This window comes from Nocardia sp. NPDC006982 (assembly GCF_042869435.1).
In the GTDB taxonomy this organism is placed as follows: domain Bacteria; phylum Actinomycetota; class Actinomycetes; order Mycobacteriales; family Mycobacteriaceae; genus Nocardia.
In genome coordinates this window covers 160,606-186,864 of the sequence record NZ_JBIAFV010000005.1, presented here as the reverse complement: position 1 = coordinate 186,864, position 26,259 = coordinate 160,606, and the positions used below count along the sequence as shown (strand labels likewise).

Annotated in this window: 23 protein-coding genes and 2 pseudogenes; 14 read left to right on the top strand and 11 right to left on the bottom strand. The window is 64.5% G+C overall.

What is annotated here, in order from left to right; genetic code table 11:
- Window positions 1–137: 137 nt before the first annotated feature.
- Window positions 138–1,127 (bottom strand): HNH endonuclease, encoded by a 990-nt coding sequence (locus ACFYOW_RS21455; protein ID WP_387290434.1) that lies wholly within the window; start codon window positions 1,125–1,127, stop codon window positions 138–140.
- A 31-nt stretch (window positions 1,128–1,158) separates the two neighbouring features.
- Between ACFYOW_RS21455 and ACFYOW_RS21450 the strand changes: the two genes are divergently transcribed.
- Window positions 1,159–1,467: a nucleoside triphosphate pyrophosphohydrolase gene (locus ACFYOW_RS21450; protein ID WP_387290432.1), complete on the top strand. Its 309-nt coding sequence runs from the start codon at window positions 1,159–1,161 to the stop codon at window positions 1,465–1,467.
- Window positions 1,468–1,855: 388 nt separating this feature from the next.
- On the opposite strand, the gene ACFYOW_RS21445 is transcribed toward ACFYOW_RS21450, so the two are convergent.
- The 3 genes from ACFYOW_RS21445 to ACFYOW_RS21435 form a co-directional block, all read right to left on the bottom strand.
- Entirely contained in the window at window positions 1,856–2,626 is a 771-nt protein-coding gene (locus ACFYOW_RS21445) for a hypothetical protein (RefSeq protein ID WP_387290430.1), read from the bottom strand.
- Window positions 2,627–3,387: 761 nt separating this feature from the next.
- On the bottom strand, window positions 3,388–4,479 hold the full coding sequence (locus ACFYOW_RS21440; RefSeq protein WP_387290429.1) for a hypothetical protein: 1,092 nt from the start codon (window positions 4,477–4,479) through the stop codon (window positions 3,388–3,390).
- 591 nt (window positions 4,480–5,070) lie between these two features.
- Window positions 5,071–6,051, bottom strand: a complete 981-nt coding sequence (locus ACFYOW_RS21435; RefSeq protein ID WP_387290427.1) for an aminoglycoside phosphotransferase family protein — start codon at window positions 6,049–6,051, stop codon at window positions 5,071–5,073.
- 220 nt (window positions 6,052–6,271) lie between these two features.
- Between ACFYOW_RS21435 and ACFYOW_RS21430 the strand changes: the two genes are divergently transcribed.
- On the top strand, window positions 6,272–7,075 hold the full coding sequence (locus ACFYOW_RS21430) for an inositol monophosphatase family protein (protein WP_387290425.1): 804 nt from the start codon (window positions 6,272–6,274) through the stop codon (window positions 7,073–7,075).
- A 279-nt stretch (window positions 7,076–7,354) separates the two neighbouring features.
- Entirely contained in the window at window positions 7,355–7,783 is a 429-nt protein-coding gene (locus ACFYOW_RS21425; protein ID WP_387290423.1) for a DoxX family protein, read from the top strand.
- A 362-nt stretch (window positions 7,784–8,145) separates the two neighbouring features.
- Here the strand turns inward: ACFYOW_RS21425 and sigJ are convergent, their stop codons facing one another.
- Together sigJ and ACFYOW_RS21415 are read right to left on the bottom strand one after the other, a co-directional pair.
- Window positions 8,146–9,066 (bottom strand): RNA polymerase sigma factor SigJ, encoded by a 921-nt coding sequence (sigJ, locus tag ACFYOW_RS21420; RefSeq protein WP_387290421.1) that lies wholly within the window; start codon window positions 9,064–9,066, stop codon window positions 8,146–8,148.
- A complete protein-coding gene (locus ACFYOW_RS21415; RefSeq protein WP_387290419.1) occupies window positions 9,063–10,256 on the bottom strand; it encodes an NAD(P)/FAD-dependent oxidoreductase in 1,194 nt (397 codons plus the stop codon). Before ACFYOW_RS21415 ends, sigJ begins: the two co-directional genes overlap by 4 nt.
- 341 nt (window positions 10,257–10,597) lie before the next feature.
- On the opposite strand from ACFYOW_RS21415, the gene ACFYOW_RS21410 reads away from it, so the two are divergent.
- Entirely contained in the window at window positions 10,598–11,365 is a 768-nt protein-coding gene (locus ACFYOW_RS21410; protein WP_387290417.1) for a tetratricopeptide repeat protein, read from the top strand.
- Window positions 11,366–11,964: 599 nt separating this feature from the next.
- Here the strand turns inward: ACFYOW_RS21410 and ACFYOW_RS21405 are convergent.
- Window positions 11,965–13,338 (bottom strand): DEAD/DEAH box helicase, encoded by a 1,374-nt coding sequence (locus ACFYOW_RS21405; protein ID WP_387290415.1) that lies wholly within the window; start codon window positions 13,336–13,338, stop codon window positions 11,965–11,967.
- Window positions 13,339–13,910: 572 nt separating this feature from the next.
- On the bottom strand, window positions 13,911–14,300 hold the full coding sequence (locus ACFYOW_RS21400) for a helix-turn-helix domain-containing protein (protein WP_387290413.1): 390 nt from the start codon (window positions 14,298–14,300) through the stop codon (window positions 13,911–13,913).
- A gap of 196 nt (window positions 14,301–14,496) precedes the next feature.
- Between ACFYOW_RS21400 and ACFYOW_RS21395 the strand changes: the two genes are divergently transcribed.
- The 10 genes and pseudogenes from ACFYOW_RS21395 to ACFYOW_RS21350 all read left to right on the top strand — a co-directional run bounded on the left by ACFYOW_RS21395 (window position 14,497) and on the right by ACFYOW_RS21350 (window position 24,062).
- Entirely contained in the window at window positions 14,497–14,724 is a 228-nt protein-coding gene (locus ACFYOW_RS21395; RefSeq protein ID WP_387290411.1) for a helix-turn-helix domain-containing protein, read from the top strand.
- Window positions 14,725–14,890: 166 nt separating this feature from the next.
- Window positions 14,891–15,316 (top strand): hypothetical protein, encoded by a 426-nt coding sequence (locus ACFYOW_RS21390; RefSeq protein ID WP_387290409.1) that lies wholly within the window; start codon window positions 14,891–14,893, stop codon window positions 15,314–15,316.
- 9 nt (window positions 15,317–15,325) lie between these two features.
- The gene (locus ACFYOW_RS21385) at window positions 15,326–16,408 is read left to right on the top strand and encodes a P22 phage major capsid protein family protein (protein ID WP_387290407.1); all 1,083 of its coding nucleotides are present in this window, start codon (window positions 15,326–15,328) and stop codon (window positions 16,406–16,408) included.
- Entirely contained in the window at window positions 16,405–16,797 is a 393-nt protein-coding gene (locus ACFYOW_RS21380) for a hypothetical protein (RefSeq protein WP_387290405.1), read from the top strand. The genes ACFYOW_RS21385 and ACFYOW_RS21380 overlap by 4 nt, the downstream gene beginning before the upstream one ends.
- Window positions 16,797–17,669, top strand: a complete 873-nt coding sequence (locus ACFYOW_RS21375; protein WP_387290402.1) for a hypothetical protein — start codon at window positions 16,797–16,799, stop codon at window positions 17,667–17,669. The genes ACFYOW_RS21380 and ACFYOW_RS21375 overlap by 1 nt, the downstream gene beginning before the upstream one ends.
- An 81-nt stretch (window positions 17,670–17,750) precedes the next feature.
- Window positions 17,751–18,074: a hypothetical protein gene (locus ACFYOW_RS21370; protein ID WP_387290400.1), complete on the top strand. Its 324-nt coding sequence runs from the start codon at window positions 17,751–17,753 to the stop codon at window positions 18,072–18,074.
- A 150-nt stretch (window positions 18,075–18,224) separates the two neighbouring features.
- Window positions 18,225–18,529: pseudogene (locus tag ACFYOW_RS21365) on the top strand (IS21 family transposase); the annotation flags it as partial.
- Window positions 18,526–19,148 (top strand): annotated as a pseudogene (locus ACFYOW_RS21360) (ATP-binding protein); the annotation flags it as partial. The pseudogenes ACFYOW_RS21365 and ACFYOW_RS21360, both read left to right, overlap by 4 nt.
- A gap of 1,307 nt (window positions 19,149–20,455) precedes the next feature.
- Window positions 20,456–23,155 carry a hypothetical protein gene (locus tag ACFYOW_RS21355; RefSeq protein WP_387290398.1) on the top strand — a complete coding sequence of 900 codons (2,700 nt, stop codon included), beginning with the start codon at window positions 20,456–20,458 and terminating at the stop codon, window positions 23,153–23,155.
- 10 nt (window positions 23,156–23,165) lie between these two features.
- Window positions 23,166–24,062 carry a phosphotransferase family protein gene (locus ACFYOW_RS21350; protein WP_387290396.1) on the top strand — a complete coding sequence of 299 codons (897 nt, stop codon included), beginning with the start codon at window positions 23,166–23,168 and terminating at the stop codon, window positions 24,060–24,062.
- A gap of 414 nt (window positions 24,063–24,476) precedes the next feature.
- On the opposite strand, the gene ACFYOW_RS21345 is transcribed toward ACFYOW_RS21350, so the two are convergent.
- From ACFYOW_RS21345 to ACFYOW_RS21335, 3 genes are all read right to left on the bottom strand, one after another.
- Window positions 24,477–25,031 carry a hypothetical protein gene (locus ACFYOW_RS21345; protein WP_387290394.1) on the bottom strand — a complete coding sequence of 185 codons (555 nt, stop codon included), beginning with the start codon at window positions 25,029–25,031 and terminating at the stop codon, window positions 24,477–24,479.
- Between the two features lie 7 nt (window positions 25,032–25,038).
- Window positions 25,039–25,704 (bottom strand): DUF6973 domain-containing protein, encoded by a 666-nt coding sequence (locus ACFYOW_RS21340; RefSeq protein WP_387290392.1) that lies wholly within the window; start codon window positions 25,702–25,704, stop codon window positions 25,039–25,041.
- Window positions 25,705–25,840: 136 nt separating this feature from the next.
- Window positions 25,841–26,257, bottom strand: a complete 417-nt coding sequence (locus ACFYOW_RS21335) for a hypothetical protein (RefSeq protein WP_387290390.1) — start codon at window positions 26,255–26,257, stop codon at window positions 25,841–25,843.
- Window positions 26,258–26,259 lie beyond the last annotated feature (2 nt).

Genomic DNA, 26,259 nt, shown 5'->3' with positions numbered 1-26,259 from the left:
CGAAAGCACCTGTCGCGCAGGTCGATTCGAATCTGAATGCGCATGTGGTGGCGTTCCCGCGCTGGCTGGTTCACGAGACTGACGACCTACCGCAACGCCCGGCCGCCGATGGCACCGATCTCGTGAGACAGCACAACCTAGCCGCCGTCGGTGACGAGTGAGTAGACCTCGCGAATGAACGTCCGCCGTCGCTCACGGGCGCTAGGGCCTGTTGCTCGCATCGAGATCTCAAGGGTCCGGTGCAGCGGACGCGGCGATTCGGCGATGGCGTCGTTGCGATCAAGCAAGCGCTCGATCTCATCGGCACTGGGCAGGCGCGCACCCTTGCCCAGATTGCATGGGGCACAGGCAAGGACAAGATTCCAGACATGATTCAAATTCGGCCCCCGCCACGATCCGGTCTTCATCCATGCGAAGGGGAAGACGTGATCCACATGAACCCCAGCATCCTTGAGCGCTTCGCGGCAGTAGAAACACCGACCGTGCTGGAATCCGATGATGGCGCCGCGAACCGATGTCAGCGAGACTCGGCGGGCTGGGGAAACGATGATCGCCGAGTCAATATCCACATCTACACCCGAAGCGACGAGATTCTTGCCGATTCCCGCATCGAAGGATGCCTCGACGATCGCCCAGCGAGAATCCAACTCCGCAAACAAGCTCGGTGCGACAGAAGCCAACGACAGCAAGTCCGGTGTAAGCCGGACGATCCGATTGCTACCCCGCCCGCTGAGCTCGTAGAAGGTGTGTGGAATCTGGCCAGCCCGCAGATTGTGGAACTTCTGCATCACCATCGACGGGATGGATTTCACCGCGGCGTCAACGAGAGCCTCGGTAGGGCGACCGGCGGCGGTGGATTCCTGCCGCTCCCGGTCCAGCACGGTCAGAAAGTCCCTGGCCCCCAACGCGACTCCGGTGGGTGACTGCCATCTCCCACTCGGTCGTTCTAGAAGCTGTGATGTGTACGCCGCCGCGAACTCGCCGAGCGGGACAGCGTCATGCCCGGAAGCCGCATACTGCAGCAACGTCGCTCCCAACGGGAACTTGTAGGTGCGGGAATTAGCACCCATCAGGATCGCCAGGCGCCAGGACGTTCGCGCTGTGGGCTCCGCGCGGTAGAACTGCATGACCGCAGTATGCCGAGGAGGTACGACACAAATGGGAAAACTCGTCCGAGACCTGATACCGGAAATCATCCGCGCGACCGGCCGAGCGCCCGCGGTGCGTGTGCTTGACGCCCAGGGATACGAAAACGCGCTGCACGACAAGCTTCTCGAGGAGGCCGCCGAACTCCGGCAGGCAACCACCCACGACGAGCGTCTCACCGAAGCCGCCGACGTCCTCGAAGTTCTCCGTGCACTCAGCATCTTCAGCGGCTTCACCTTGGATGACGTGATCCGCGCCGCCGAGCAGAAGAGAATCGAGCGCGGCGGGTTTACCGACAGGCTGTGGCTCGAACACTCGTGAGGCGCCTACCGTCCTGCCGCCTGATCCAACTCGAATACGGGATCGACATCGTGGCACCAATTTCATGAGACGGCACAGCTAGGTCTCGTGCCTGCCGGCGTACCCTCATACGAATCAACGGCGCGATCGGCCGAGGATCGGCGACCAATAGATTATGGTCACATGCTCTGTGGCATGCACTTTCTTTGCAGGTAAGTACAGCGCCGACAGTGTTTGATCTCATAATCCATTGGTCGCGGGTTCGAGCCCCGCCCGCCCCACAACACCAGCCCTCTACCAGCGGAAACATCGAACTCGACAGCTTGACCGACACACGGGGTTCGTATTCGAGTCCGGAAACGAAGGTTGGTGAGACGCTTCGGGCGCTGCGTGTTCCCGCCGCGCGTGATCAGGGCATGCCGAAATGGTTCAGGTACTGCGGATCGGCGCAGGTGTCCCAGTCGTCGAGTGACAGGCGGATCCAGGATTTGGCGTCGTCGTCCGGATCGTCGTCCGTGCGTTCCACGACCTCGACCGTTCGGCCGCGCCAGCGTAATTCGATTCGTTGCAGGCGCAGGGCGAGGGCGGCCGCACCGTCGAGAACGTCCTGCGGCAGACCGAACAGCCGTAGGTGTTCGTGCCACCCCTGGACATCAGTGCCCCAGAACCACGCGTTCGTCGTCGGAGTGGGTCTTTCGATGTCCGCGAGCGTGTTTCGCTCGTTGGCAGCACGCCGGCGACGTTCTCCGGTCGCGTACCACCAGCCGCTCGGGGTAGCCGACCACTTCGGGAATTGCGCCGGATCGGGCTCCCAGCCGGAACGCCATACGAGCCGGATACCGTCGTACCAATAGTCGCAGACGCGAAACTCCGACTCGTCTGCCATCGCGGCGGTTCGGTGACCGATGACATCGAAATCACCCCCGTCGTCGTAGTAACGAACCCACACCGAACGAAGCCGATCGCCGTGAACGGCCCAGATCTGATCGATGGCGAAGCCTCCGGTCCATTTCGCCCCGTACTGCAAGTCGAATACACCGTCGCCGACGCGATGCCAGAGCGGGACGTAGTAGGTGCCGAGATGGGGGTGTAGCAGATATCGAAAGAAGTCGTCCGCGGTCCACAGCGGAGCGTCGGGGGCCGACTCGACCCGGACGAATACAGTGGCGATATTGGCCATGATCGAGGTCTGCTTCCGTTCAAGGCAGTTGGACGGGCGCACCGTAGATAGAGGCTTCGGCGCCGACATCGTGCTCGAGGTCCTGCGCACGGTAGCGCGGTGCACCCGGGTTCCCAATGCAGGCGATGCCGCAACCGGCTCGCCCGAAGCGCACGCAGGTACTGAACTCGACGTAATCGGCTACGGAGCCAGTTCATCCGCCTGGTCGGTCACGACGAGCCGCTGCCGCTCGAGATCGGTGGTGAAAGGCCGACGTGAACTGACATGCCTCTCTGAGTCGCCTGGAACGCATCAAGATCGCAGCGCATGTCGATCGACAGCAATGTATTTTATTATTTTGCATACTCCTGACCAGGATATTGCCTGGTCAGGACAGTGTTCGCAGTGTTTGATCTCATAATCCATTGGTCGCGGGTTCGAGCCCCGCCCGCCCCACAAACCCCCTGGTCAGTGGGTTGCGGTTGGTGTTCGGGTCGTGCTTTTGACGGCCCAGGTCAACACTTACTCAACTTTTTCAAATTGCGGGCACATGCTGCTCCCTCCAGCTCCCGACACCCTGCCCGGCCAAGGCATCGGGAGCTGGTTGTTTGCTATCCAGCGGTGACCGACGTCGGGCGTCGCTGGTCACTCTCAACAGTCACGTGCGGCTTATCGCGGCAGTCCCGTCTTGCTCCCGTCTTGCTCATCCGGCAGAGCGAAGGCCGCGAAGCGATTCCGGGCGTCGGGACCTTGATGGGTGCGCTGGACATAGTGCCTTCGTGTCACCGCCTCGGTGTTGCCGAGTTGGGCGGCCGCGACGCCGATATCGGACTGCCCGCCATCGGCGTCTTCGGCAAGATGCGTGCCGACGGTCTTGCGCGCCGCATGGGGGTTCTGGGGTATCCCCATGACTCCGATGCGGTCGAGTGCCCGCTGTAGTTGCTTGCGGGCATTGCGAGGATCGCGCAGGGTCCCTCCTCGGGATGGGAACACGAGATCTTCGGTATCAGGTCACGGCGGGCGGTCAGCCTCTCTACGGCCCACTCAGGCAGCAGCAGGCGGCGTTTGCCGTTCAGGCCACCCTTGGGATGCGGTTGGATGATCATCCCGCCGCCGCGTACACGCACGACGGTCCCTTCAACGAGCGCTGTGGGCTTGTTGACGTCGAGATCGAGGTGCTTCCACTTCAACGCCATGGTCTCGCCGATCCGGCATCCGGTGGCCAAGAGGAGATCGACCAGATCGGCGATACCGTTCGCGACGGCGAGCTTGTCGTTACGTAGCCCGCTTCGGATGCGTTGCACCTCGTTGAGCGACCATGCCACGACCGGTTTGTCGTCGACCTGGATCGGTGCGAGCAGTTTGATGATGTTTCCGGTACTGGCGCCGTATCGGCTTGCTAGCGTCCACATTCCGGACAGGCAGGTCTTCGCGAGTTTCGCGGTTGGTCTGCCCACCTCATCGGCGATGTCTTCGAGTAATCCTTCCAGCACCTGAGTGGTGCACTCGGTGATGGTCAGCTTGCCGATTCTGGGGACGATGTGGAGGTCCAGTAGCTCCCCGTATCGGCGTTTGGTGTTCGCAGACAGCTTGGAGCGCTCGACTTTTGTCCGCCATCGCTCGGCAAGGCGGTGCACGAGCGTATCCGCCGTGATTTCGGATTTCGAGGGTGCGACCCGCCGGGCCAGCTTTTCCTCGAGCACCGCTATGGCCTTGGGCTTGGATTGGCCGATCGCTTCCACCTGTCGCAGGGCGCCGTCGAGGTCGCGAAGCCTGGTCTTTGCTATGTGCCGGATCGGTTTTCCGGCTTCATCCCGAACGACGGTGACTGTGATTTTCCCGTGCCGTCCGGGCTTGATTCGTTCGCGCGGCATCAGGCATCCTCGCCGTCCGCGCGCGCGACAGCGCGATTATTCATTTGTACTCCCGTAGATATCAATTCCCGGTGCTAGCCGGTCTTGTGCATTCCAATTCTACTGGGACACACGGTTTTACGGAGAGTCGGTCGGCGCGACCAAGTCGTTGGATTCGGGTGGACCGTTCGGGGCGTCACCTTCGTTCGGACGGTCCTCTTCTGGATGCTGTGCTGACGGCGCGCTGATCGGCACCTGGCCCAGCCTGATTGGACGAGCCAGCCGCGGATGGATCCGCGGCGGGCGCCGCCCGGCCTACCCCCTGCCATCGGCACCGCTGTGATGCAAGCCGGGTGGACGGCACTGGACAGACCGATACCGCCGGACATCGAACGCCAAGTCGGGCGACGGTCCCGAACAACCGAGTACTGCGGAAATTCCGGCTGAGTCTGCATCCGGAGCAGACGCTTGATAGTTCGGGTTCGCGAGATCGACTGCTGGCCAATGACTGTGCGCGGCCGAACGCGCGGATCGTGGCATTACTGGGTGTTCGAGATTGTCCGTTTATGGCCTGACCGATGGAATCCGCTCCCTCTGTACGGAAGTGATTGATCAGTGGTGAGTCGGTGCGGTGAGGCGTCGCAGTGCGGCGTGGGCGGGTGGGCCCCATGTGGGCTTCCCGCCGGGGTGTCCGTGGACGCCGGCGTATCCGATGGAGATGCCGCTTAAGGCGCGCAATACCGCCCATCCGCGGGCACGGCGCAGGGTCGCGGCGTCGGGGGCCGGCTGGTAGGCGGCATGGAAGCGGTCGGCGGCGCCGTCGGGCAGCAGGATCCAAGCGGCAGCGAGGTCGCAAGCCGGATCACCGGCGAAGAGATCGCCGAAGTCGATTACGCCGCAGATCGTGCCTTCGGCGGTCAGGACGTTTGCTGGATGCAGGTCGCCGTGGAGCCACAGTGCCGGGCCGGCCCAGTCGGGCGCGGCGGCGGCGTCTTCGAAGACCGCGCGGACGGCGTCTGGATCGGGGATCAGCCCCAGCCCGGTGGCCGAGGCTAGCTGCTCGGCGAAACCCTCGGAATACTCGGCCAGTGGTCCTCCGCGGTTCCGGCCGGTGGGTGCTTGTTCGGGGGCGGGTTGGTGAAGTGCGGTCAGGAAGGCAGCCAGGGTGGTGGCCGCCTCGGTAGCGCGGGTAACGGGGGCGCGGTCGGCAGGCGTGCCCGGCACCCAGGTGGTGACGATCCAGGGCCGCGGAAACCGCTCGGAGGGCTCACCGATCCGCTGCGGAACGGCAACCGGCAGCGGAAGGCGCGGGGCGAGGGCGGGCAGCCAGGTGTGCTCCTTGCGCAGCAGCGCGTCCGCGGACCCGGTCGCCCAGGGCAACCGGACGGCGAGGTCGTCGCCGAGCCGCCACAGCTGGTTGTCCCAGCCACGCGCGCCGAGCCGAACCGGGTAATCGGCCAGGTCGGGGTGCTGCTCACGCAGCAGATCCCGCACCAACTCCGCAGTGATATCGATCCCGGTGTGCGACATGCGGATCAACAGTAGCCAGATGGCAGCCGACCCGCCCCAGCTGCTGGCGGGGAACCGGGTCATGAAGGCTCAGGCGCCTGGACTTCGCATGCCTTCCCGCACCCTTCAGCAGACAGTGCACAGTCGGGGCTATGACACGACGGCTCGAGCTGCAATCGATCTCGCGCATGGAAACCGCGACCAGCGGTATTACCGCGCGCTGTGTTGAAGTGCGTCATAGGGTTCGGGTCGATCTTGCGTCCGACCAGCCGGCCACTTCTAAGCTCTGGTATCTGTGATCTCGATGGACGATCTGACACTTGCTCAGCAGTTGGCCGATGTTGCCGACACCATCTCTATGCGGTACTTCTCGGCCGGGAGTATCGCGACGCAGTCCAAGCCCGACGGCAGCCCGGTCACCGTTGCTGATCGCGTGGTAGAGCAAGCCATTCGCGCTCGACTCGCGAATGCCCGTCCTCAGGACTGTTGGGTCGGAGAAGAATTCGGTACGCACGGCAATGCCAGACGACGGTGGTTTATCGACCCGATCGACGGGACGAGCAACTTCTGCACGGGACGGGCCGAGTGGAGCACCTTGCTCGCGGTCGAAGACGACGGCGAGGTACTCACCGGCGTGATCTCCGCCCCGGCCCTGCAGCGCCGATGGTGGGCCTCACGCACCACAGGAGCGTGGACCAGTACTTGCCTGGATGGACGACTCGGACCGAATCAGGCGCTGACGGTGACGAGGACCGATACCCTCAGGGAGGCCACCGTTGTGATCTGGCCTGTCGCAGACTGGGTTCCAACACAGCGTCTGGCTAGCGCCGATGCGCTTCTCGCGCGGTGTGCTGACGGTGGCCCACTGTCGGACTGGGCCGGAGCATGTCAGGGCGCCATGCTCGTGGCTGCCGGACAGGCCGATATCTTTCTTCACCTGACTGCCGGGCCCTGGGACATTGCCGCCGCCGTACCGATCGTGGAGGAAGCAGGCGGACAGTTCAGCGACCTCCGCAAAGGACGCAGCATCTCATCCGGCGCCGCCGTATTCACCAACGGCCGCCTGCACGAGCAAGTGCTCGATTTGCTTGGACACGAACAGAACTGAAACAACACCGGGTCCGCCATCCGGTTCACCGATTTTATCTATGCACGCACATCGGCAGTTGCGGACGTTCACGAACGCGCGCCACGCGGCATTACCGTGCGTCCTGATCGGGATCAGTTCGAATCCGAGGGCAGCTCTGGCCAGAAACACAGCGCACACCCGGTCCAGACGGCGCGGTGAAGATTCTTTCGAACGCGGCGATGAGTTTTCCGGACCGCCCCCGTCCGTACTGGTGAACGCGCCACCAACCTGGCGCGACCGACCCAGAAGGAACAAGAAATGACCGCCATCACCGCCACCCAGACGACCGCCGCCGTCCACCCCGGCAAGCTCCGCAACCGCGTCCTGTGGACCCTGCAGGTCGTGCTCGGCCTGTTCTTCATTATCGCCTCCGGCGGCCCGAAGCTCGTCATCCCGCAGACCCTGATGGAAAACAACGCCACCGCCTTCTCGATCCCGTTGGCGCTGCTGGTCTTCATCGGTCTCGCCGAGGTCGCGGGCGGGATCGGACTCATGGTGCCCCGCCTGACCGCGGCCGCCGCGATCGGCCTGGCGATCGTCACCTTCCTCGCCGCCGGCTTCAACGCGTTCCTGGCCGACACCCCGGAATTGGCCCCCTTCCCGCTGGCGCTCACCGCGATCTTCGCTTGGATCGCCTACGAACGCCGGGCCTCGATCACCGCCCTGCGCGCGCTGATCAAGCGATGACCCGCGCATAAGGCCCGGCTACCGGCGGCGCCCAGCCGCCGGTAGCCGCGTTGTGCGTTACGGGGACGGTCCGGTCGGGTTGGTCGGGCTGTCGCATCGGAGTCGCGGGGCGGGCGTCACCGGTCGGGCCGCCCACCCCGCGACCCTCGAATCATGTGATGACAGTTTTTGTTTCGCGGCGGGCGGTTTGGTGCCCCAGCCCGACGCGCGAGCCTATGCCGTGCGCGGGCGAGTCCGCTTATCGCTCGTCCGGCGCGGTCATGGGAGCCATTACAGGATGTTCAGCGCCGGCAGTCGATCTCGCGCCCTGTTCGACCGATATGCGGCATTATGGGATGTCGGCACCGTGTGCGGGGTAGGGGTTACGCCGTGGGTGCTTCGGTGCGACTGATTGCGCGGGGGATTCCGAGGGCGGCCAATTTATCGGGGTTGCGGATGCCGTAGCCGTTGATGATCTTGTCGTCGGTGATGTCGAAGACGAGGAGGGCTTCCAGTTTGTCGTCGATGTAGCACGCGAGTGCTGGTTGGCTGTTGCAGTTCATTGTCTCGATGCGTACCTGCGGTCGCCGCTGCGCGTATCGGAAGACTGCCATGAGAGTCGCGCCCACCCGCTCGGCGCCGACCATGACCAGGTCCGGCAGCGCGGTCACCTTGCCGCCGCTGTCGGTGGTCCAAGTGATATCGGGGGCGAGCAGCGACAACAAGCCGTCCATGTCCCCGGTGGTCGCGGCGGTGATGAATCGTTCGGTGACCGCGGCGGTTCGGGCGGTGTCGACGGGGCCGTACCGCTTGCGGCGGGCTTGCACGTGGTTGCGGGCGCGGCGGGCCGTCTGATGCACGGCGTCGACGGATTTGCCTGTTGCGGAGGCGATCTCGTCGTAGTCGAAGCCGAAGACCTCACGCAGCACGAAGACTGCCCGCTCGGTGGGGGTGAGCGTTTCCAGCACCACCAGCATCCCCATCGAGACCGATTCGGTGAGTACCACATCGCTCGAGGCGTCACCGTCGGTGAGCAGCAGCGGCTCGGGTAGCCATGGGCCGACGTAATCCTCGCGGCGACTGGCGCTGGCCCGCAACGCATTCAGCGCCTGCCGCGTGACGAGCTGGGCCAGATAAGACTTCGTGTCCCGGACCGTGGCCAGGTCCACCCGCCGCCACCGTAGATAGCTGTCCTGGAGCACGTCGTCGGCTTCGGTTGCCGAGCCCAGGATTTCGTAGGCGATGGTGAACAGCAGTGGCCGCAAGTGGACGAAACGCTCGGTGTGCTCATCGGTCGAGGTCATGGCTGCGGGACTCCCTGCGGCTCGGCTGCGCTCAAATCCTTGCGCCTGCCCAAGCCTTTGAAGGTCGGGATCGCGCCGGGCTTGCGGGCCTCCTTGCGTATGGTGCCGATCGGACCCGCGAGACCCACCCGCTCCTTGATCCACCCGGCCGTTCGCCCGCCGATGTACATCGGCACAGGTGCATCGTCGCGCCGGCTGAACTGCATCGCACCTGCGCGGCGACCCAAACCGACGGTGCATGCGGTGAAGGCCACGTCCAGCACGGCGGGTTCGTCCCCCGCGATGCAGGCCAGCACATTGGCGGCGGCCTGGGCGCCCAACGGTTGGGCGGCATAGCAGCTCATCCGCAGCGGGCGACCCGAGGGCGCGACCGCGTCCCCGGCCGCCACGATGCGATCGTCGTCGATACTGGTCAGCGTCTCATCGGTCAGCAACCGGCCGAGCTCGTCGGTGCGGAGCCCGCTGCGTGCAGCCAACTCGGGCACCCCGAATCCGGCGGTCCAGATCGTGATCGCGCCAGGCAGCACATCGCCGTCGACCAAGACGACCCCGTCGCGCCGCACCTCGCGCACCCGCGCTTGCTCACGCACCTCTACTCCGTTCTCCGACAACCACTTCGACACCGACCGCCGGGCCGGATTCGAGAAGTTCGCCGCCAATTTACCGCCACCCACCAATGTCACGGTACGGCCCTGCTCCGCGAGTTCGGCGGCGGTCTCGATGCCGGTGAGCCCGCCGCCGACAACGACAATCGGTGCCTGAGCGGGCACGTCCGCCAGCGCCGCGCGCAGCCGCTGGGCGTGTTCGAATTCGGCGATCGGGTATGCGAATTCGGTGGCACCGGGCACCGCCGTGGGTACCGCGGCGGTGCTGCCGACCGCGTAGACCACATAGTCGTACCCGAGCGTGCGCCCCGAACCCAGTTCCACCCTGCGAGCAGCGGTATCGATGCGGACAGCACGATCCACGACCAGCCGCACCCCCGCGCCGAGCAGCGTGTCGTAGCTGATAGCGGCCTCGTGGGTACCGGCCACGAACTGGTGCAACCGCATCCGCTCGACGAACTGCGGGCGCGGATTGACCAGCGTGATCTCGATATCGCGACGCAGACGCAGACGATTGGCCGCTACGGCACCGGCGTAACCGCCGCCGATCACGACTACCTTTGTTATGGCGTTGAAATCAGTCATGCCCTCGAGACACGCCGCACCCCCCCGGAACTGACATGAAGTGACACACGTCACGTTCGTGGCCCGCACCGCCAGCGTTGCAGACCGGGACAACGCGCAGTGCACGCAAATCGGCATTTCCGCGTGCTCCGGATGGCAGCATCGATGTCGCTTCGTGAGCTCGTACCGCTCTCCGCCAATGAGTAAGGCTGCCGCCGCCCCAGTTCCGTGGGCCTGCCGCACCGATCGTCGGAGAAGCATCGACCCGTTGTCTTCGTGGATCTCGTGACTTCGAGTGAGATAGATTTTCTGGCTGGAGCGGTGGGGTTCCCGCTCGCCAGTTGGACCAGGAGGGGGACAGCGTGTTGGAACCGATCAAACGGGCAGCGGCCGCTCTGAGTCGGCGCTTGAAGGGCACGGCGAGCGGGACCGCGGCCACTTCTGGTGAGGCCGATCCCGTCTCGCTGATGGAAGAACTTCTGCCACTGCAGGAGCAAAGCCTCGGCCACGACCACCCGGACACCAACGAGACGCGCGATCGTCTCGCCGACGCTTATCATCGGGCAGGTCGGGGGGATGACGAAGTTCCGCTTTTGAAGCAGCTTCTGGCGTACCGGGAGCGGGTCCTCGGTCACGATCACCACGACACCAACGCCGTACACAATCGACTCGGCGGCACCTATATGTCGCTGAGTCGATGGGACGAAGCCATTCCGCACTTCGAACAACTTCTCGCGTATCGCGAGAAAATATTCGGACCCCAGGTGTATTCCGTCGTTGGCGCTCGCCGCGTGCTCGGCGTGGCGTGCTACCGGGCGTGCCGATATGCCGAGGCCGTCGCGTTGTTCGAACGGAACCTGACCTACGTCGACAGAAGCGGCGCCGACACCTACGAAGATCGCTGCAATCTCGCTGCCGTCTATGAGGCTGCGGGTCGCTGGGATGAGGCGATCCCGTTGTATGAAGAGATCCTGGCTTACCGGGAACAGCTTGTCGGGCACAAGGATCCCTTCGCACTGCGCGCCCGCGACGACCTCGTTCGCGTGTACCGGTCGGCGGGCCGACCCGACGAGGCTGCCGCCTTGTCCGAAGCAGGACCGCGCCGACCGCCCTCGTCGACACAGGAGTGACGGCATCTCGAACTTGCACGGGGGCGGTGCGGCACGTCGCGACTTTCCGCACTACGTGCACGTCCGGAGTGTTCGTCGTTGGCGCATGCGAAGACCCGGAATCGGCATGTGGGGGCGTCCGGCCACAGTCGAGTTCCGTTGCTGGACAAAATAGTTTAGAAACCTCTCACCGACCGCTCAACGGCATGGCCGTGCGTTCTCTCGGGGCTAGTACTGCAACGGCACCCGGTTCGGTAGTGTGCTGGGGGGGTGTTGGATGTTGTTGCGGCGGAGTTGGATTCGCTGTGTGGGAGGATCGGTGGCCGTTCGCGCGGTCGAAGCCGCGGGGCCGTGCGCGGGGGTGGTGGCCGGGTTGGATCGGAAAGGTCCAAGTGTCGTGTCCCGGCGTGTTCCTCTTGGCCACGCCCGCAGATTTCCCGGCTACGCAATCGCATGGCAACCCATCAGGCGCGAGTGCCTCGCACTCGATGGGTTGCCCGCCAGTACCGGCGTCATCAGCCATGTTCACCAGCATTCGATGCCTGGCAGTTCGCCGGTGATGCTCAGCGATTCGGCGATCTCGGCATGGGCTTGTCTGGGGGAGCGACGGAAAACGGGCCTTATGCGGCCGTTCCGCGCGCGGAGTGAGCGCGCGGCTTGGCGCGCGACTGACCACGCGCCGCGCTGCGACGACCGCTGCCTTGGCGCGGTCCGCCACTGCCCCTGCGCGCTCCGCCACTGCTACGGTACGGTCCGCTGCTGCTTCGGCGGTCGTCTTCACGTGCCGCGCGCTCGCTGTAGGAGGGCGCGACGAATGGGGCAATCGTGCCGACGAGCTCGGCCACCACGGGCGAATCGGCGGTGACCCGTTGCGGAGTCACAGTGATCTTGGCCTTGCGCATGAGGTCGGCCAGGTCGCGTCGTTCGCTGGGCAGCACCAGGGTGATCACTTCACCGGAGTTGCCAGCTCGCGCGGTACGGCCCGAACGGTGCAGGTACGCCTTGTGTTCGGCGGGCGGATCAACGTGCACGACCAGCTCGACACCGTCGACGTGCACGCCGCGCGCGGCCACATCGGTCGCCACCAGCACCAGGGCATCGCCGGCGGCGAAGATCGCGAGGTTGCGGTCGCGGGCGCCCTGCGAGAGGTTGCCGTGCAGATCGACGGCCGGAATTCCGGCGAGGGTCAGCTGCTTGGCCAGTTTGCGAGCCTGATGTTTGGTGCGCATGAACAGGATTCGCCGACCCGAGCCGGAGGCGAGCCGGTGTACGACCTCGCGCTTGGCTTCGACGCTCGCGGTTTCGAAAACGTGATGGGTCATGGCGGCGACCGGGGAGTTCGCCTCATCGACGGAATGCAGCTTGGCATCCGGCAGGAAGCGGGTGACCAGCTTGTTGACGCCGTTATCCAGGGTGGCCGAGAACAGCAGGCGCTGACCGTCATTCGGGGTGGCCGCGAGAATGCGGGTCACGCCTGGCAGGAACCCGAGGTCGGCCATGTGGTCGGCCTCGTCGATCACGGTCACCGCGACGGCATCCAGGGAGATCAGACGTTGGTTCATCAGATCCTCGAGCCGGCCGGGGCAGGCGACGACAATGTCGACACCGGCGCGCAGCGCCCGGACCTGCCGGTTCTGCGGGACGCCACCGAAAATCGTGGTGACGGTCATGCGATAGGCCGCGGCGAGGGGTTCCAGCGCGGCCGTGATCTGGGTGGCCAATTCCCGAGTCGGCGCCAGTACCAGGCCGGTCGGGCGGCTCGGTGCGCGCCTACCGGCGAGACCGCCGCCGAGACGGTTGACCATCGGGATGGCGAAGGCGAGCGTCTTGCCGCTGCCGGTCCGGCCACGGCCCAGCACGTCGCGTCCGGCCAGCGAATCGGGCAGGGTGTCGGTCTGGATCGGAAAAGGTTCGGTGATCCCGGCGCGAGTCAACGCCTTCACCAGCGGTGCGCTCACGCCGAGCGCGGCAAAAGAGAGGTCAGCAGAACTCATAGTTGTTGCGGTGCCTTTCGGGCATCAGGTGGTGCCCGAGCCGTCTGTGGACCTTCCGGGTCCGCGGCGGGGCACGAAATGGCGAGATTGCCAATGGGCAAAATCGATCGCCGTAAGAAGAGCGGATGCGGCAAGCGCTGGTTGCGAAGCGAATGCGATCTACGACGCTTGGCGTGACATGTCACGCACTTGATCAACAATAGCCTGTGATGGGCGGTTCGTACTCATCGGGTGAGGTTTCTCGCCTCTGGCCAGGGATGGGCCGCCAGGCTCGTGTTTCTAGGCCGGGACCGTATTGGCCAGCGGTAAGGGAACAGAGTCCGAGGTCAGACTTCGGCGCATGATCTGCAACTGGCCCCCGCGCTATCGCGGTTACCAGTGCGACATTGCTCAGTTTGGTAGACCGAAAGCGAGACCCGTTGTGGGATTGTTCCTGGACTTCTGGTACTTGGCCGTCCGACGAGGACCATCCCATCTTCTTGGTCTCAGTAGGTTAGACGCGGACCACGCACGTTCGGTTCCATCAGTTCATCGCGATCCGAACCACGCATCGGTGGCCACTCGTGAACAAGCTAGTCGCCGGAGAGGACGACAACTCCGGTGGTCTGAATCTTCAATGGCGGCCGTAGATGTCGGTTCGTCGCCGCGAGCGCGCGGATGAGATCTGTGACGAGCTTGCGTTGCTCTCGACCGAGGAGCGCTGCCTCCGGTGGAGGCAGGTACGGCTCGTCGAGCTCGAGCGCGATACCGGACCAGTGCGCGACATCGCGCACGTCGAGCTTCAAAGCTTGGGCGACGGCCCGGATGGTGTCGATCGAGGACGGGTGCTCAGGGTTGTCGATCAACCGGCTGACGGTGGTCGGGTGTACACCGGCGGTGTCGGCGAGTTCGTTTCGGCTGGTAATACCCGCTGCGGCCATGGCGGAGGCCCAGGGCTCGGGTACGGCGCGCTTGCGTGGCATGTCCACAAGCGTAGGGCATGTGTCGACACCGATATGGGTATTGGTGAGGAATCGAGGGTATGTGTGCAGTTATTTCAAACTATCGGGCATATCTAGCTGGTCAGATGTATCTCATAGATGTGGATTTGAGTAGACATCATTAGGTTCTGTTGTTACTGTTTGCTCAGGGGTGGGAGGACACTGGAGGGAGGCCAGGATGGTCTATCGGGCGAGGTTGAAGTCCCGGACAGCATTACGTGAGGCGATGCAAGCCCAGGGTGTGCCGGTGCGGGTTCTGGCCGAGCGCGCCGGGTGCGGCAAAAGCATCGTCGGGTTGTTGCGGTCGGGGGCACGGAGTTCGTGTAGCCCGGAGCTGGCGGCGAAACTCGCTGCGGCACTGGATGTTCCGGCCGAGAACATGTTCCGGATCGAGGAGAAGGGATAACCGCAAGGGTCGAGCACAGTTTGATCTACGGGAGAAAAAGGTTGACCCGGCGGGCTAGCACTCCGCCGGGTCGGTGCACATCTACGGGAGTAGTTATGCGGTATCAGTTTAACCCGGCCGCCGATGTCTTGGTGGCCGGGCTCGCCGTCTATCCATCGATCGGGTGGTGGTGATCGGGCGCGCGCTAGGCCTGGTCGCCGACGAGAACACCGACCCGGAGCAGGTCATCGCCGAGCTCACCGACCGCGCCAGCGCCTCGGACCGCAAACTGCGCGACTACCGCATCAAAGACGCCATCGCCTCGGCCGCCGACACACATCACGGCGACTACAAGCTACTCGTGCCCTACCTGCGCGGTCTCGGCGTCCTCGACGAACTCGACCCCGACACAACCGATTTCACCATCCGAGTCGCCACGCTGGTCGCCGACGCCATCACCACCAACCCGAAACTCGCCAACACCCCTCCCGTTGCGCGCTCGGGCGGGGAATTCAACGCCGCCAACGCCACCCCACCCGCCCCAGTGGTGGACGACGACATCGAGGCCATCCGCCGCAAAGTCCGTGACTCGATCGCCGACTCCCGCACCTAGGAGACCGCCGTGCCCAACATCTTCCTAACCCCCGACATCCTGGCGCGCCGTGGCCTGGCCAACCTCTACGAGCTCACCGTTATGCTCCCATTGGTCTACCGCGACATCTCGAGCGACTTCGGCCCACAAAAAGTCGGCAACACCGTCAACGTCAAACGGCCCCCGCGCTTCGAAGCCACCACCTTCGACCGCGCCCGTGGCATCGTCATCCAGGACACCACCGAATCCAAGATCCCCGTCGTCCTGGACACCATCGCTGATGTCTCGGTCGAAGTCACCAGCGAAGAGCTCACCCTCGATATAGAAAGCTTCGACGAACAGATCCTGCGCCCCGCCATGGAAGCGATCTCACAGAAAGTTGACCGCGATATCCTGTCGCTGCGCAGCCAGATCACCCAACACTGCGGAGCCGAACCCATGGAAGCCGGCACCGGCCGCGCATGGGAGAACCCAGAGAACCTGATCGAAGCCGGACGCCTGCTCGACATCAACAGCGTCCCCGCACCCGGACGACGCGCCGTGGTCGGTCCGACCACCAAGGCCCGCTGGCTCGGCAAACCGCTGCTGCTGCACGCCGACAAATCCAATTCCACCGCGGCGTTGCGGCAGGGCTCCATCGGGCAGCAGATCGTGGGATTCGACGCCTTCTGGACCCAGAACGTCGGCCAGCCCGCCCCCAACCCGGCCCCCGGCGAACCCAGCACCGAGGTCGGTGTCGCCTTCCACTCCACCGCTTTCGCGTTCGCGTCCGCTCCGATGGAACTGCCACCCGGCGCAGACGTCTACACCGTCGAATACAAGGGCCTGTCCATGCGCGTGGCCATGGATTACGACATCCGGCACAAGACCACCGTGATCTCCGTCGACACCCTCTACGGCGTCAAATGCCTCGACCCCGCCCGCGCTGTCCTGCTCAAGGGCCCCAACGCCACCACCGCACCCGCACCGAACCCCGCTCCGGCACCCGGCCCGGCTCCGGTACCGGCACCCGCGACGGAGACGGGCAACAGTGGCGCAGACGCGAATCCCGGGGCCGGGAAACGGAATACACCGACCGGCAAAGATGCCGCCAAGACTTCGGCGGCGGCGTGATGCTCGTCTACGCCACACCCGCTGACCTCACCGGCCGCCTCGACCCCATCCCCAGCAACGCTGCCTCGCTCATCGCGGCGGCCGCCACCCGGGTCCGTGATATCACCAGCAACGACCTCTACGACATCACCCCCGCGGGCTTGCCTGCCGATGATGACCTGCGCGAGGCAACCTGCCTCCAGGTCCTTGCATGGGTGGCTGCCGGAATCGACCCGTCGGCCGCCGGGCTACGGCCAGCGGTCGCCAGCCAGAGCGCCGACGGCGGATCGGTCACCTACACCCAGCCCGACCCCAACACGATCCAGCGGGCAGCCGAACGCCTCTGCCACGAAGCCGTTCTCGTGCTCCGCAACGCAGGCCTGGCCAGCGGACGACCACTCATCTGCTGATGACCACACCGGACTACCCACACGGGGTGATGCTCGAGATCTACCGCGAAGGCGAACCCGACGCCTACGGCGACCTACGCGACGAACACGGCCAACTCCTCGACCGCTACGCACACCCCAGCCACACCATCGGCCCCTGCGCGATCTCCTGGAGCACCAGCGAGGAATACATCGACGGCGAAACCATCGAAATCGCAGCACAAGTCACCGCCCCGCTCGGCTCCGATGTCCTGTCCACCGACCGAGTGAAAGTCAATGGCGAACCGTTCCGAATCGTCGGCGCGATGTCGCTGGAGGGGTATTCGTCGCTGGGGTTGATCGACAAGTCGGGTGGGCCGCAGTTCAAGCCTGAGCAGCAGCTCTCGGAGACCGAGAGCTGGGGGTGGCTCGAGCCGACGCGTTCGGACATCGTCAAACGAGACATGAGCGTCGGATTCACCGCGCAGGAGTTCAAACGTCCTGTGCTGGAGTTGGTTTCCGGTCGCAGTCTGGCCGATGTGCGCGCCGACGCGGTGACCAAGGAACTGTCGTGGAACGAGCCGGTCTCCCCGGACACCATCCACTATCGAGTGATCTTCTTGTTCGTCGACGGTGTCGGTGCGCGGGAGAAGTGGGTGTTGCGGGTGATGCCGCGCGCCGGCGTGACCGAGGTCGGTCAGCAGCAATGGAACGCCGAACAGGTCGCGTCGTGGCCGATCACGGTCAAGGCCACCGTCGATGACAAGCTCGGCTACTCGATGCGCAACGTCCTGTGCGGCCCCGGTGTCGGCGAGCTCGTCATCCCGATGGGCTTCACCATCGCCACCCCACCACCGACTCCACCGCCCGCAGGCACCAGCGGGACCGCGGGCACACCACAGAAGGTGGCGTAAACGGCGAACTCGGCGAGGCGGCGCAAACCGCGCCGCAAGAACCCCGACACCAACGCTCCGGAGAAGTCGACTTGGTTGCAGATGCGCGACGAAGCGCGAGCGGCCCGGCAACGGAACCGTAAGCGCCCCTTCATGTTCGACGGCACTACACCTGCGACGCCGATTCACGAACCCGACACCGTGTGGCAGGTGCTGACCCTCGCTGCGTTGCTGGACGGGCAGGACATGTCCGCAGGCCGGATCCGCGAACTATTCGAGGCACTGTGCGCGGACGGGTTCGACGCGGTGTGGGCGGTGGTCAAAGACGAACCGGCCGAGGTGATGTGGCCGCTGTTCGATGCGATCAACACCCACTTCAATTCGCTGCCCGACCCGCAGCAGGTGGGTGAGCTGCCGGGGGGCTAAGAGGCCTCGTGTGCCTCATCGAGGAGTGCGGTGAGGAGATCTAGGCCGACTTTTTCCAGCGTGGGTGGGATCTGCTCGACTACTTCCGAGGTACGCGGCCATGGCCGCAACTGATCCGGCTGCTGCGGCGGCTGCCGATGTGGTCGCAGGATCGTGATTGCTCGCCACGAGCGCGCCGCCGACGGCCTGGGCACTATACTGTCCGCGACCACGGCCACGTCGTCGCACTCGACCTCGCGGCGATGGCCGCGGCCAACACCGGCCGCCCCCACCGCCGCAAGGAACGCATCCCACCCGGAGACGCCGCCCGAGCCGCCGCCGCGGCGTTGCGAGCCGCCGCCGACCCCGCCAACTCATCCGGAACAGCCTCGGCGGCAACCGGGTCCACCAACACCGCCACCGTCACCGATCTGGCCGCCTACGAGCGCGCCGCCACCGCCAGGAGCCGCAAATGACCACCAGCCCCGCCCCGAAGAAAACCAGCCGCCGCACCACCAAAGCCGTCGGTGCCGACGAGACCGCGCCCGCTACCAGCAACTCCGATCGCACCTGGCCACGCTGAAACTGCATGCCGCCGCCGAAGCCCTGCCCTCGGTGCTCGAAGATGCCACCGCGCAAAACCTTTCGGCGACAGCCACGTTGGAGAGACTACTGCGGATCGAGGTCGACGACACGGAGGCCCGCCGGCTGGCGGGCCGGTTGCGGTTCGCGAGCCTGCCCACTCCGGCGTCGCTGGAGAACTTCGACGTCGATGCCGCCTCCGGCATCGACCGGCCCTTGCTCGACGAGCTCGGCACCTGCCGCTACCTCGAGACCGCGACCAACGTCCTGCTGATTGGAACGCCCGGAACTGGAAAGACGCATCTGGCGACCGGACTGGCACGGGCGGCAGCGCACGCCGGTTACCGCACCTACTTCACCACCGCCGCCGACCTGCCCGCCCGCTGCCACCGCGCCGCGATCGAGGGCCGCTGGGCCACCACCATGCGCTTCTACGCCGGACCGGCGCTGCTGGTCATCGACGAACTGGGCTACCTGCCCTTGCCCGCCGAGGCGGCCTCGGCACTGTTTCAGCGAGCACAGATGGGGAACTTCGGCGAGCGCAGTCACTCTGGCGTTGAGCCGCAACGCTTCTCGAATATCTTCTCTCCGAGGATGCCGGACAACGCGGCTCCGAGACGCGTAACGAAAAGCTCATGTGACCGATTCCCCCGTATGCCGACGCCAGCCTTGGACGCCCTTGAAACCGCGCTGTCAGACGTCGATCGGCTGCTTGCTCATCATCCCAAGGCAGCGGGCGGTGGACGTGGTCGACCTTCGAGCGACGAAGGGCCGTTACTTCGATCCAGCCTGGTGCTGATTTATGCAGCATGGGAGGTGTACGTCGAAGACAGTGCGGTGTGGGCGGTTGAGGAAGTGACGCGAGACATCGCCGATGTGGCAAATCTGCCCCAGTCGATCAAAGACTTCGTGGCCAAGCGGAAAGAAACCGATCCATGGGATCTCGCGGGCGATGGATGGCGAACCAAGACGTGTGAACTTGCCCGACTCCTCGTCTACGGCGACCCGGCGCGAAGTCAGTTTGGTATCAACACGGCTGGTCCCGGGCAGGTGGTGGACCTGCACTCTCGGCTGTTGGGGGCGGACTTACTCGGGCAATGCCGGTGGCAGAAGATGTCAGCTGCGAGCATCAAGAAGAACCTCTCGGATTTCATCAGTGTTCGTGGCGAAATCGCACACAAAGGAACCACGCCAGGTGCGCTTCACCTAAAGGGTGCTCAATCTTGGCGAAACTTCGTTTGGCGCCTGGCTCAAGCGCTCGACAACAAAATTGAAGGTTGGGTATCTGACGCCGTTTCCTGATCGGGAAGGAGCCGACCACGGTCGACAGGCCGACGCTTCCGCTCTGCATCCCCAGCCGCATCCGGATCACGCGTTACCGATCAGGCGGTAGTGAGGCTTGAACCGCCCCGGCATGTCGGGAGTCTTCGGACTCTCCGGGCTTCATTGTGCCTCGGGCAGTTGAGGCGAGGACCGTACGGAATCCGTACAGCCGAATTCGCCCTAATTCGATGCAGCGCAGCATGATTCGAGGGTCGGTGTGGTGAAATCTGTTGTATGTTAATCGAATTCGGATCAGGAGCGGCCGATGGCGAACGGCAGCAGGTGAATCGTGAGTTAATTGTGGAGGCTTGCCGCGGCCAATGAGGTCGGCGGAAGTGGAAGGCGAAACCACTGCTGACCAGGACAGGTGCATGCGAGGGGTGCCGCCAAAATTGTTCGTACACTACAGGATTCGTTGTCCAGCGATAGATGTGCATCTTACAATACAGTGAGGCCGCCCAGGCGGTCCTGTAAGCACTGGTATCAGGGGGTTCACGGTGTCACCGCAATCGGATCTGCGCTCGCTGTTCAGCCCGGGACGCGACGGCGTGGACGCGCAGGACGTTTTCGCCAATCGCCATGACGAGTGGCAGGCGACGACCGACAGTCTGCTCGCGCACTGGGCCGCGGTGCGAGCGCCAGGCTTCAGTGTGGAGGACTTCGCCACTCCGCGCCGCAATGTGCTCGTCTTCTACGGTGTCGGCGGCATCGGGAAAACCACTCTGTCCAAGCGGCTGGAAACGCACCTGACGACTGATTCGGAGTCCATAGGCTCGGAATGGGGGCCGGTACCTGCGCAGGTCGGCCGCGTCCTGCCGATCCGGATCGATCTGTCGCGCCAAGGCGGAGTCCACTTCGAAGATGTCATCCTGGCCATCCGGTTGGCGCTGGCGCGGGTGGGGCACCCTATGCGGGCGTTCGATCTTGCAATGCGGCGGTATTGGGAGGTCAATCATCCCGGTGACCCGCTGGAGGAACATCTGCGCCGCAACGGATTTCTACGCCGGGCAGGTGACGTGACCGATCTTCGGGAGCAGATGCGTGCGGTCGCTGAGGATGTCGTTCAGGCGTTGACGTTGCCGACCGCGGCCGGGGTGGCCGCGACCACCGCGGTGCGCGAAATCGTGCGAGCGTTGCGGCAGCGACGCAGTGCCGTGCGGGCCTTGGCGCGCTGCACCAGGTTGGCCGACCTGCTGGAAGCCGATCAGGATACGGAGACTCTGAGCTATTTCCCGCATCTGCTCGCCTGGGATTTGGCACAGCTGCCGGTCGATCGCTCTGGTGTGCTGGTGGTCCTGTTGGACACCTTCGAAGAGGTCGGGGACCGCAGTCACCGAGACCTCGAACGGCTGTTCCAACGGATGGTGTGGCTGATGCCCAATGCCCTGTTCATCATCACCGGCCGCAACCGGCTGCAGTGGGACGACCCCTCGCTGGAAGGGCAACTCGACCAAGCCGGACCGTTCCCGTGGCCGCAACTAGCACCGGCCGCGTCAGCGGATCCCCGCCAGCATCTGGTCGGTTTCTTGTCCGACGACGACCGCGAGCACTATCTGCGCACCCGGCTGACCCGCAACGACGAACCGGTTATCCCGCCACAGGTGCGGTCCGAGATCGCTTCTCGCTCTTACGGTCTGCCGCTGTTCCTCGACCTGGCCGTGATGCGGTTTCTCGACATCCTCAACCGAACCGGCACTGTGCCGGGACCAGCTGAATTCGATCAAGACTTTCCGGCATTGGTTGCCCGGATCGTGCGTGACCTGACCCCAGGAGAACGCACGGTCCTGCGGACCGTCACCCTGCTGGACTCGTTCACCGTCGACCTGGCCACCGCCGCAGCCGGACTGGACAGCGACGCCTCTGCCCTCAACCTCGTCGAAAGACCGTTCGTCGGTAACGATCCCGCCGCGCCATGGCCGTATCGGCTGCACGATCTGATCAGGTCCGCGGTCCGCGAAGCCGACGCAACCAGCGAAGACCGCTGGTCGCCGAGCGACTGGCGCCGCGCCGCGCAACGCACCCTCGACGCGGTAGGCACCCAGATGCCCGCGCCGGGCGGCTACCAACATCGACGCCAGCTGATGGCCTGTCTGACACAAGGACTACGGATCGCCTGCGAGTTCCAACTCGAACCAGGCTGGATCGTCGAGGCCGCATGGCGGTACGTGATCGAGTCGGTCTGGGAGCCCATCGACATCCCAGATCCCCGCACTCCAACCGACCACGAGCCCGACACCCCCTGCGCCGCAGCCGCGTTGGCTCAAGTCCTGCATTCCATATCCCGGGGGCAACGCGCACACAGGCAAGACACTGCCGACGAACTCGAAGCCGTTCTGAGCCTCGGTGTCCTGCCAGAATCTGCCGAAGATATCGCGCACTACTTCCTAGGTGAAAGCCTGCGCCATCTCGGACGCTACGAAGCCTCGGCGCAGCACATGAGCCATGTCGCGGCCGGGCGCAGCCCGATGGCCGGCGAAGCGCGCCGCGGACTCGCCCACATCGCCCGACACCTCGGAGAATTCCCGACCGCCCTCGACACCATCGAGGCACTCGACCACGACACCCATTACTACCGGGCACTCGGCCACCTGTGGTGGACACAAGGCGATCTCGCGCTGTCATGCTCCACCTACGGCACCGCACGCGAACTGGCACTCGCCGACCACAACCCAGGACATGCTGCACTCGCCCAAGCCGGGCTCGCGTTCGCAGCGGCACTCGGTGACCACACTCGCGCCGACCAGCAGATCGAGCTGGCCCGCAACCTGCTCGAAAACGTCAAGCAGAACTGGTCGGAAACACAGGTCCGTACCGCCTGCCTGCTGCGAGACGCTGGCTCGGACGCGCACGTGCCCGCCCGCGCCAGCGAGCTCGAACGCGATGCCGCCGAGACTGGTCTCGGGTCCGCGCTCGCATACATCCGGTTCGCCCGCTGCTTCCACCACGCTCTACGCGCAGAAAACGACCAACTCCACGTAGCCCGCGATCAGCTCCAACTCAGTGTCGATCACGGCGAATACGCATACCTCGTCGAAATCACCCACTTCTTCGACGGCACCGAACCCGACCCGGACCTGCGGCGCGCAAACTGGATCGACGGACCCGCCACCGTGGCAGGCCGATGGCAGAGACTGATCGCCGAACGACGCGCCGCACTCGGCTACGAACCCAATACCCTTCCACCCCAACCGAGTTAGACTCGCGCAGATGACCGTCGACCTCGACGCCCCCTTCTCCGATACCACAGCCCGCCGCGCCCTCGAACTAGCCGGTACCCGCCTCGGTGTAGCCACCGACGACGCACAGCTGATCCGGATGGGCGAGAACGCTATCTACGCGCTCCCGCCCGCCGATGTCGTCGCCCGCATCGCCCGCAGCGAGCAACGCCGGGCACGCGTGGAGAAGGAACTGGCCGTTGCACGGTGGCTCGCCCGACACGACTTCCCAGCCGTCCGGGTAGCCGAACAATTCGAACAGCTCATCCCCGCCGACGGCCGCCTGATCACGTTCTGGCAGCTGGTCGACATCACCGGCGAACCGACCGAGGTCGAGCTGGCTGCCCTGCTTCGTGACTTCCACACCCTCCCCGAACCCGAGTTTCCGCTACCGACATTCGACCCGTTCAGCGCCGTGCCAGCTCGGTTGGCCAATCCTGGGAACGCCGATCCCACCGCGATCGAGTTCCTCACCGAGCTCTACTACACACTCCGAACCCGTTATGCGGAACTGGAACTCACCACCCCGCACACGGTGATCCACGGAGACGCGCACATAAACAACATCATTCCCACTCCTCCGGGCCCGATACTGTCGGACTTCGAAGCCGTCGCCCGAGGTCCCCGGGAGTGGGACCTGACCACCGTCGCCATGACCGTCGACCGATTCGGTCTGCCCCGCACCACTTATCAGGCATTCGCCGACACCTACGGCTACGACGTCACCGGCATCCCCGGGTATCCCGTCCTATGCGCTGTCCGAGAACTCACCATGGTCACCTGGCTCATGCAGATCATCGACGTCAGCCCGCAACACGCTCAGGAGTTCGCCCACCGCGTCGACTCTCTGCGCAGCGGCGACCAACAACAGCGATGGCACATCTTCTAAGCCCCCGGCGACGCTAGGGAACAGTTTGCAGCCATCGGTGCAACCGGTCACGATTCCGGTGTCCCTGAGCACACGGGGATGATCCCGCTACGGTGCTCTGGTGCCGGTCGACCATGCCCGTGCTCCCCGCGCAAGCGGGATGATCCCGCCGGGGAACGATCAGCGACGGTGCTGATGCACCCGAAGGCGATCTCGCATCCCACCAAGTCATGGATTGCCGGTGGGGTGAATCCATTGGTCGCGGGTTCGAGCTCCGCCCGCCTCGCAAACCATCATCTACCAGCTGAAATGCGGTTCGCGCCCCTGCCATGCGCTTTCAGTGGTGCCGGTCGTCGGATGGCGGTCAACCTCGCGTGGTCGCGGGGGAACCTTTCCGATTGCCGCGGACGCTGTCCCGCTATTCGCGGATTCGGCTCAATTCGCGGGAGCCACGCGGAGTTTGGGATCGGCGCCGGGTGAGTGGAGCGGGGTGAGCACGGTATCTGGGTACACGACTTTCGTACTGGTCCAACGGAAGTCCAGTTCGTCATCGGTGGGGAACCACCAGGTCGCAGCCCGCACGGGGTTCCCGCCATGAAGGAACAGGTAGTAGGCCGTTGTCGGTTTGTCGTCGTTGTATGGACCGGGCAAGTTCTGCCAGCACATTCTGGGGGTATTCGCGAGTTCGTTCACCTTGTCGGCTTTCATGCCCGGCGTAACGACCACCATGGTGTCCCATTCGTCCTGCAGACCTGCGGCTCGGGTGATTTCCACCATCTTGACCGGCACGTCACCGGAAGCCGCCTGCCTCGCGGCAGTCAGAAGAGTGAATCCGCCACTCGGTGATGATCCGCCCGACCGCACGTCGAACGAGGCACGACAGTCGGTACTCACTGCGTCCCGGTTACCAGTGGACCGGTCCGGCCCACATCCGGCAGCCAGCAGCACGGGTACGAAACCGGCGGCGAGGGCCAGGGCTGCGATTCTCATCAGATGATCACTTGCTCCCAGGTAGCGGAATACCAACGCCGGCCGGCGATCCGGTCATCGCCTCGGTCACCCGATTGCTCCAGGTGATCTGCGGGGCGGGTAGTTGGCTGCCATCGGCATTCGAAGTCTGGATGACTACTGCTTTGCCATCTTTGATCTGCTGTCCGACCAGCGCGGCCAATTCCTCCGGAGTGGCTTTGGGGTTGGCTGCCCCGATCGCGCGCCCGATTTCGTTGTTGTAGAGGTCCATTGCTTCACGTTGTGGCGTATTGCCGCCGGTCTTTTCGTGGGCCGTGGCGTAGGTTTGCGCCCAGTCCTCACCGAATTGTTGCGACATGAGAGCGTTCCAGTACATGTGCCGATAGGCATCGCCTTGGCCATCGGCTACGGAGTCCGGATACTCCGCCGAGGCGGCATTCCTGGCCAGGTCGGGGAGGGTGAGGGCTTTTGCGACCGCGTCGACGCCCTGGTTCTGCAGCAGGTTCTCCATGGCCGAGATCTCTTCGGAGGTCATCAGCGAAGGGGTCACGTTTATGCCGTGATCCTCGAGGATGTCGGCTGGCCACCCGACCGGCCAGAGTCTCGGCAGCCCGGTGGAGACATCGGTTTGATAGTCCTCGAGGATTTTCGCGAGCTGCGGATCGTCGGGCTTGACAACGAGACCCTGCTTCACCCGGTCGGACAGCTTCTCGATTTCCTTGATGTAGATCTCCGCGCCTTCCTGATCCGCTCTTTGTACGAGCGTGAAGGCGGCCGAGATGAAGTTGTCCAGACGTCGGGTGACGATTTCCTTCGCGACTACCGCGACATCACCGAACGGGGTGTAGTCGCGGTAGGTTTCGGCGTTCGATGTGCGGGACTTGACGTGGCCGTCCTCGGTGACGAACAGATCCCATCTCGACTCCTCGGCTTCGGCTTTGCGGGTTCGGATCGTCGAAAATATTGGTTTCCAGGGTCGAGACCAGGGAGCTGAGCTTCGACGCCATCTGTTCGATGACGTCCGAGGTCTGAACAGTGTCGGTGCGATCCTCCTGGCCTCGTCGTCGTGCCGCGTCGCCCGCGGAACTGTCGAAGTAGTCGCCGGACTGCTCTATCGCCTTTCCCGCTGCGGTGGCCTCGGTCTCGATGAACTTGTAGGTCTCGTTCATCATGTCGACGACCTGACCGAGATAGCGTAGATCCCAGCCGAGCACCTTGGATATGGTCAGCGAATTGTCATCCGCCATCG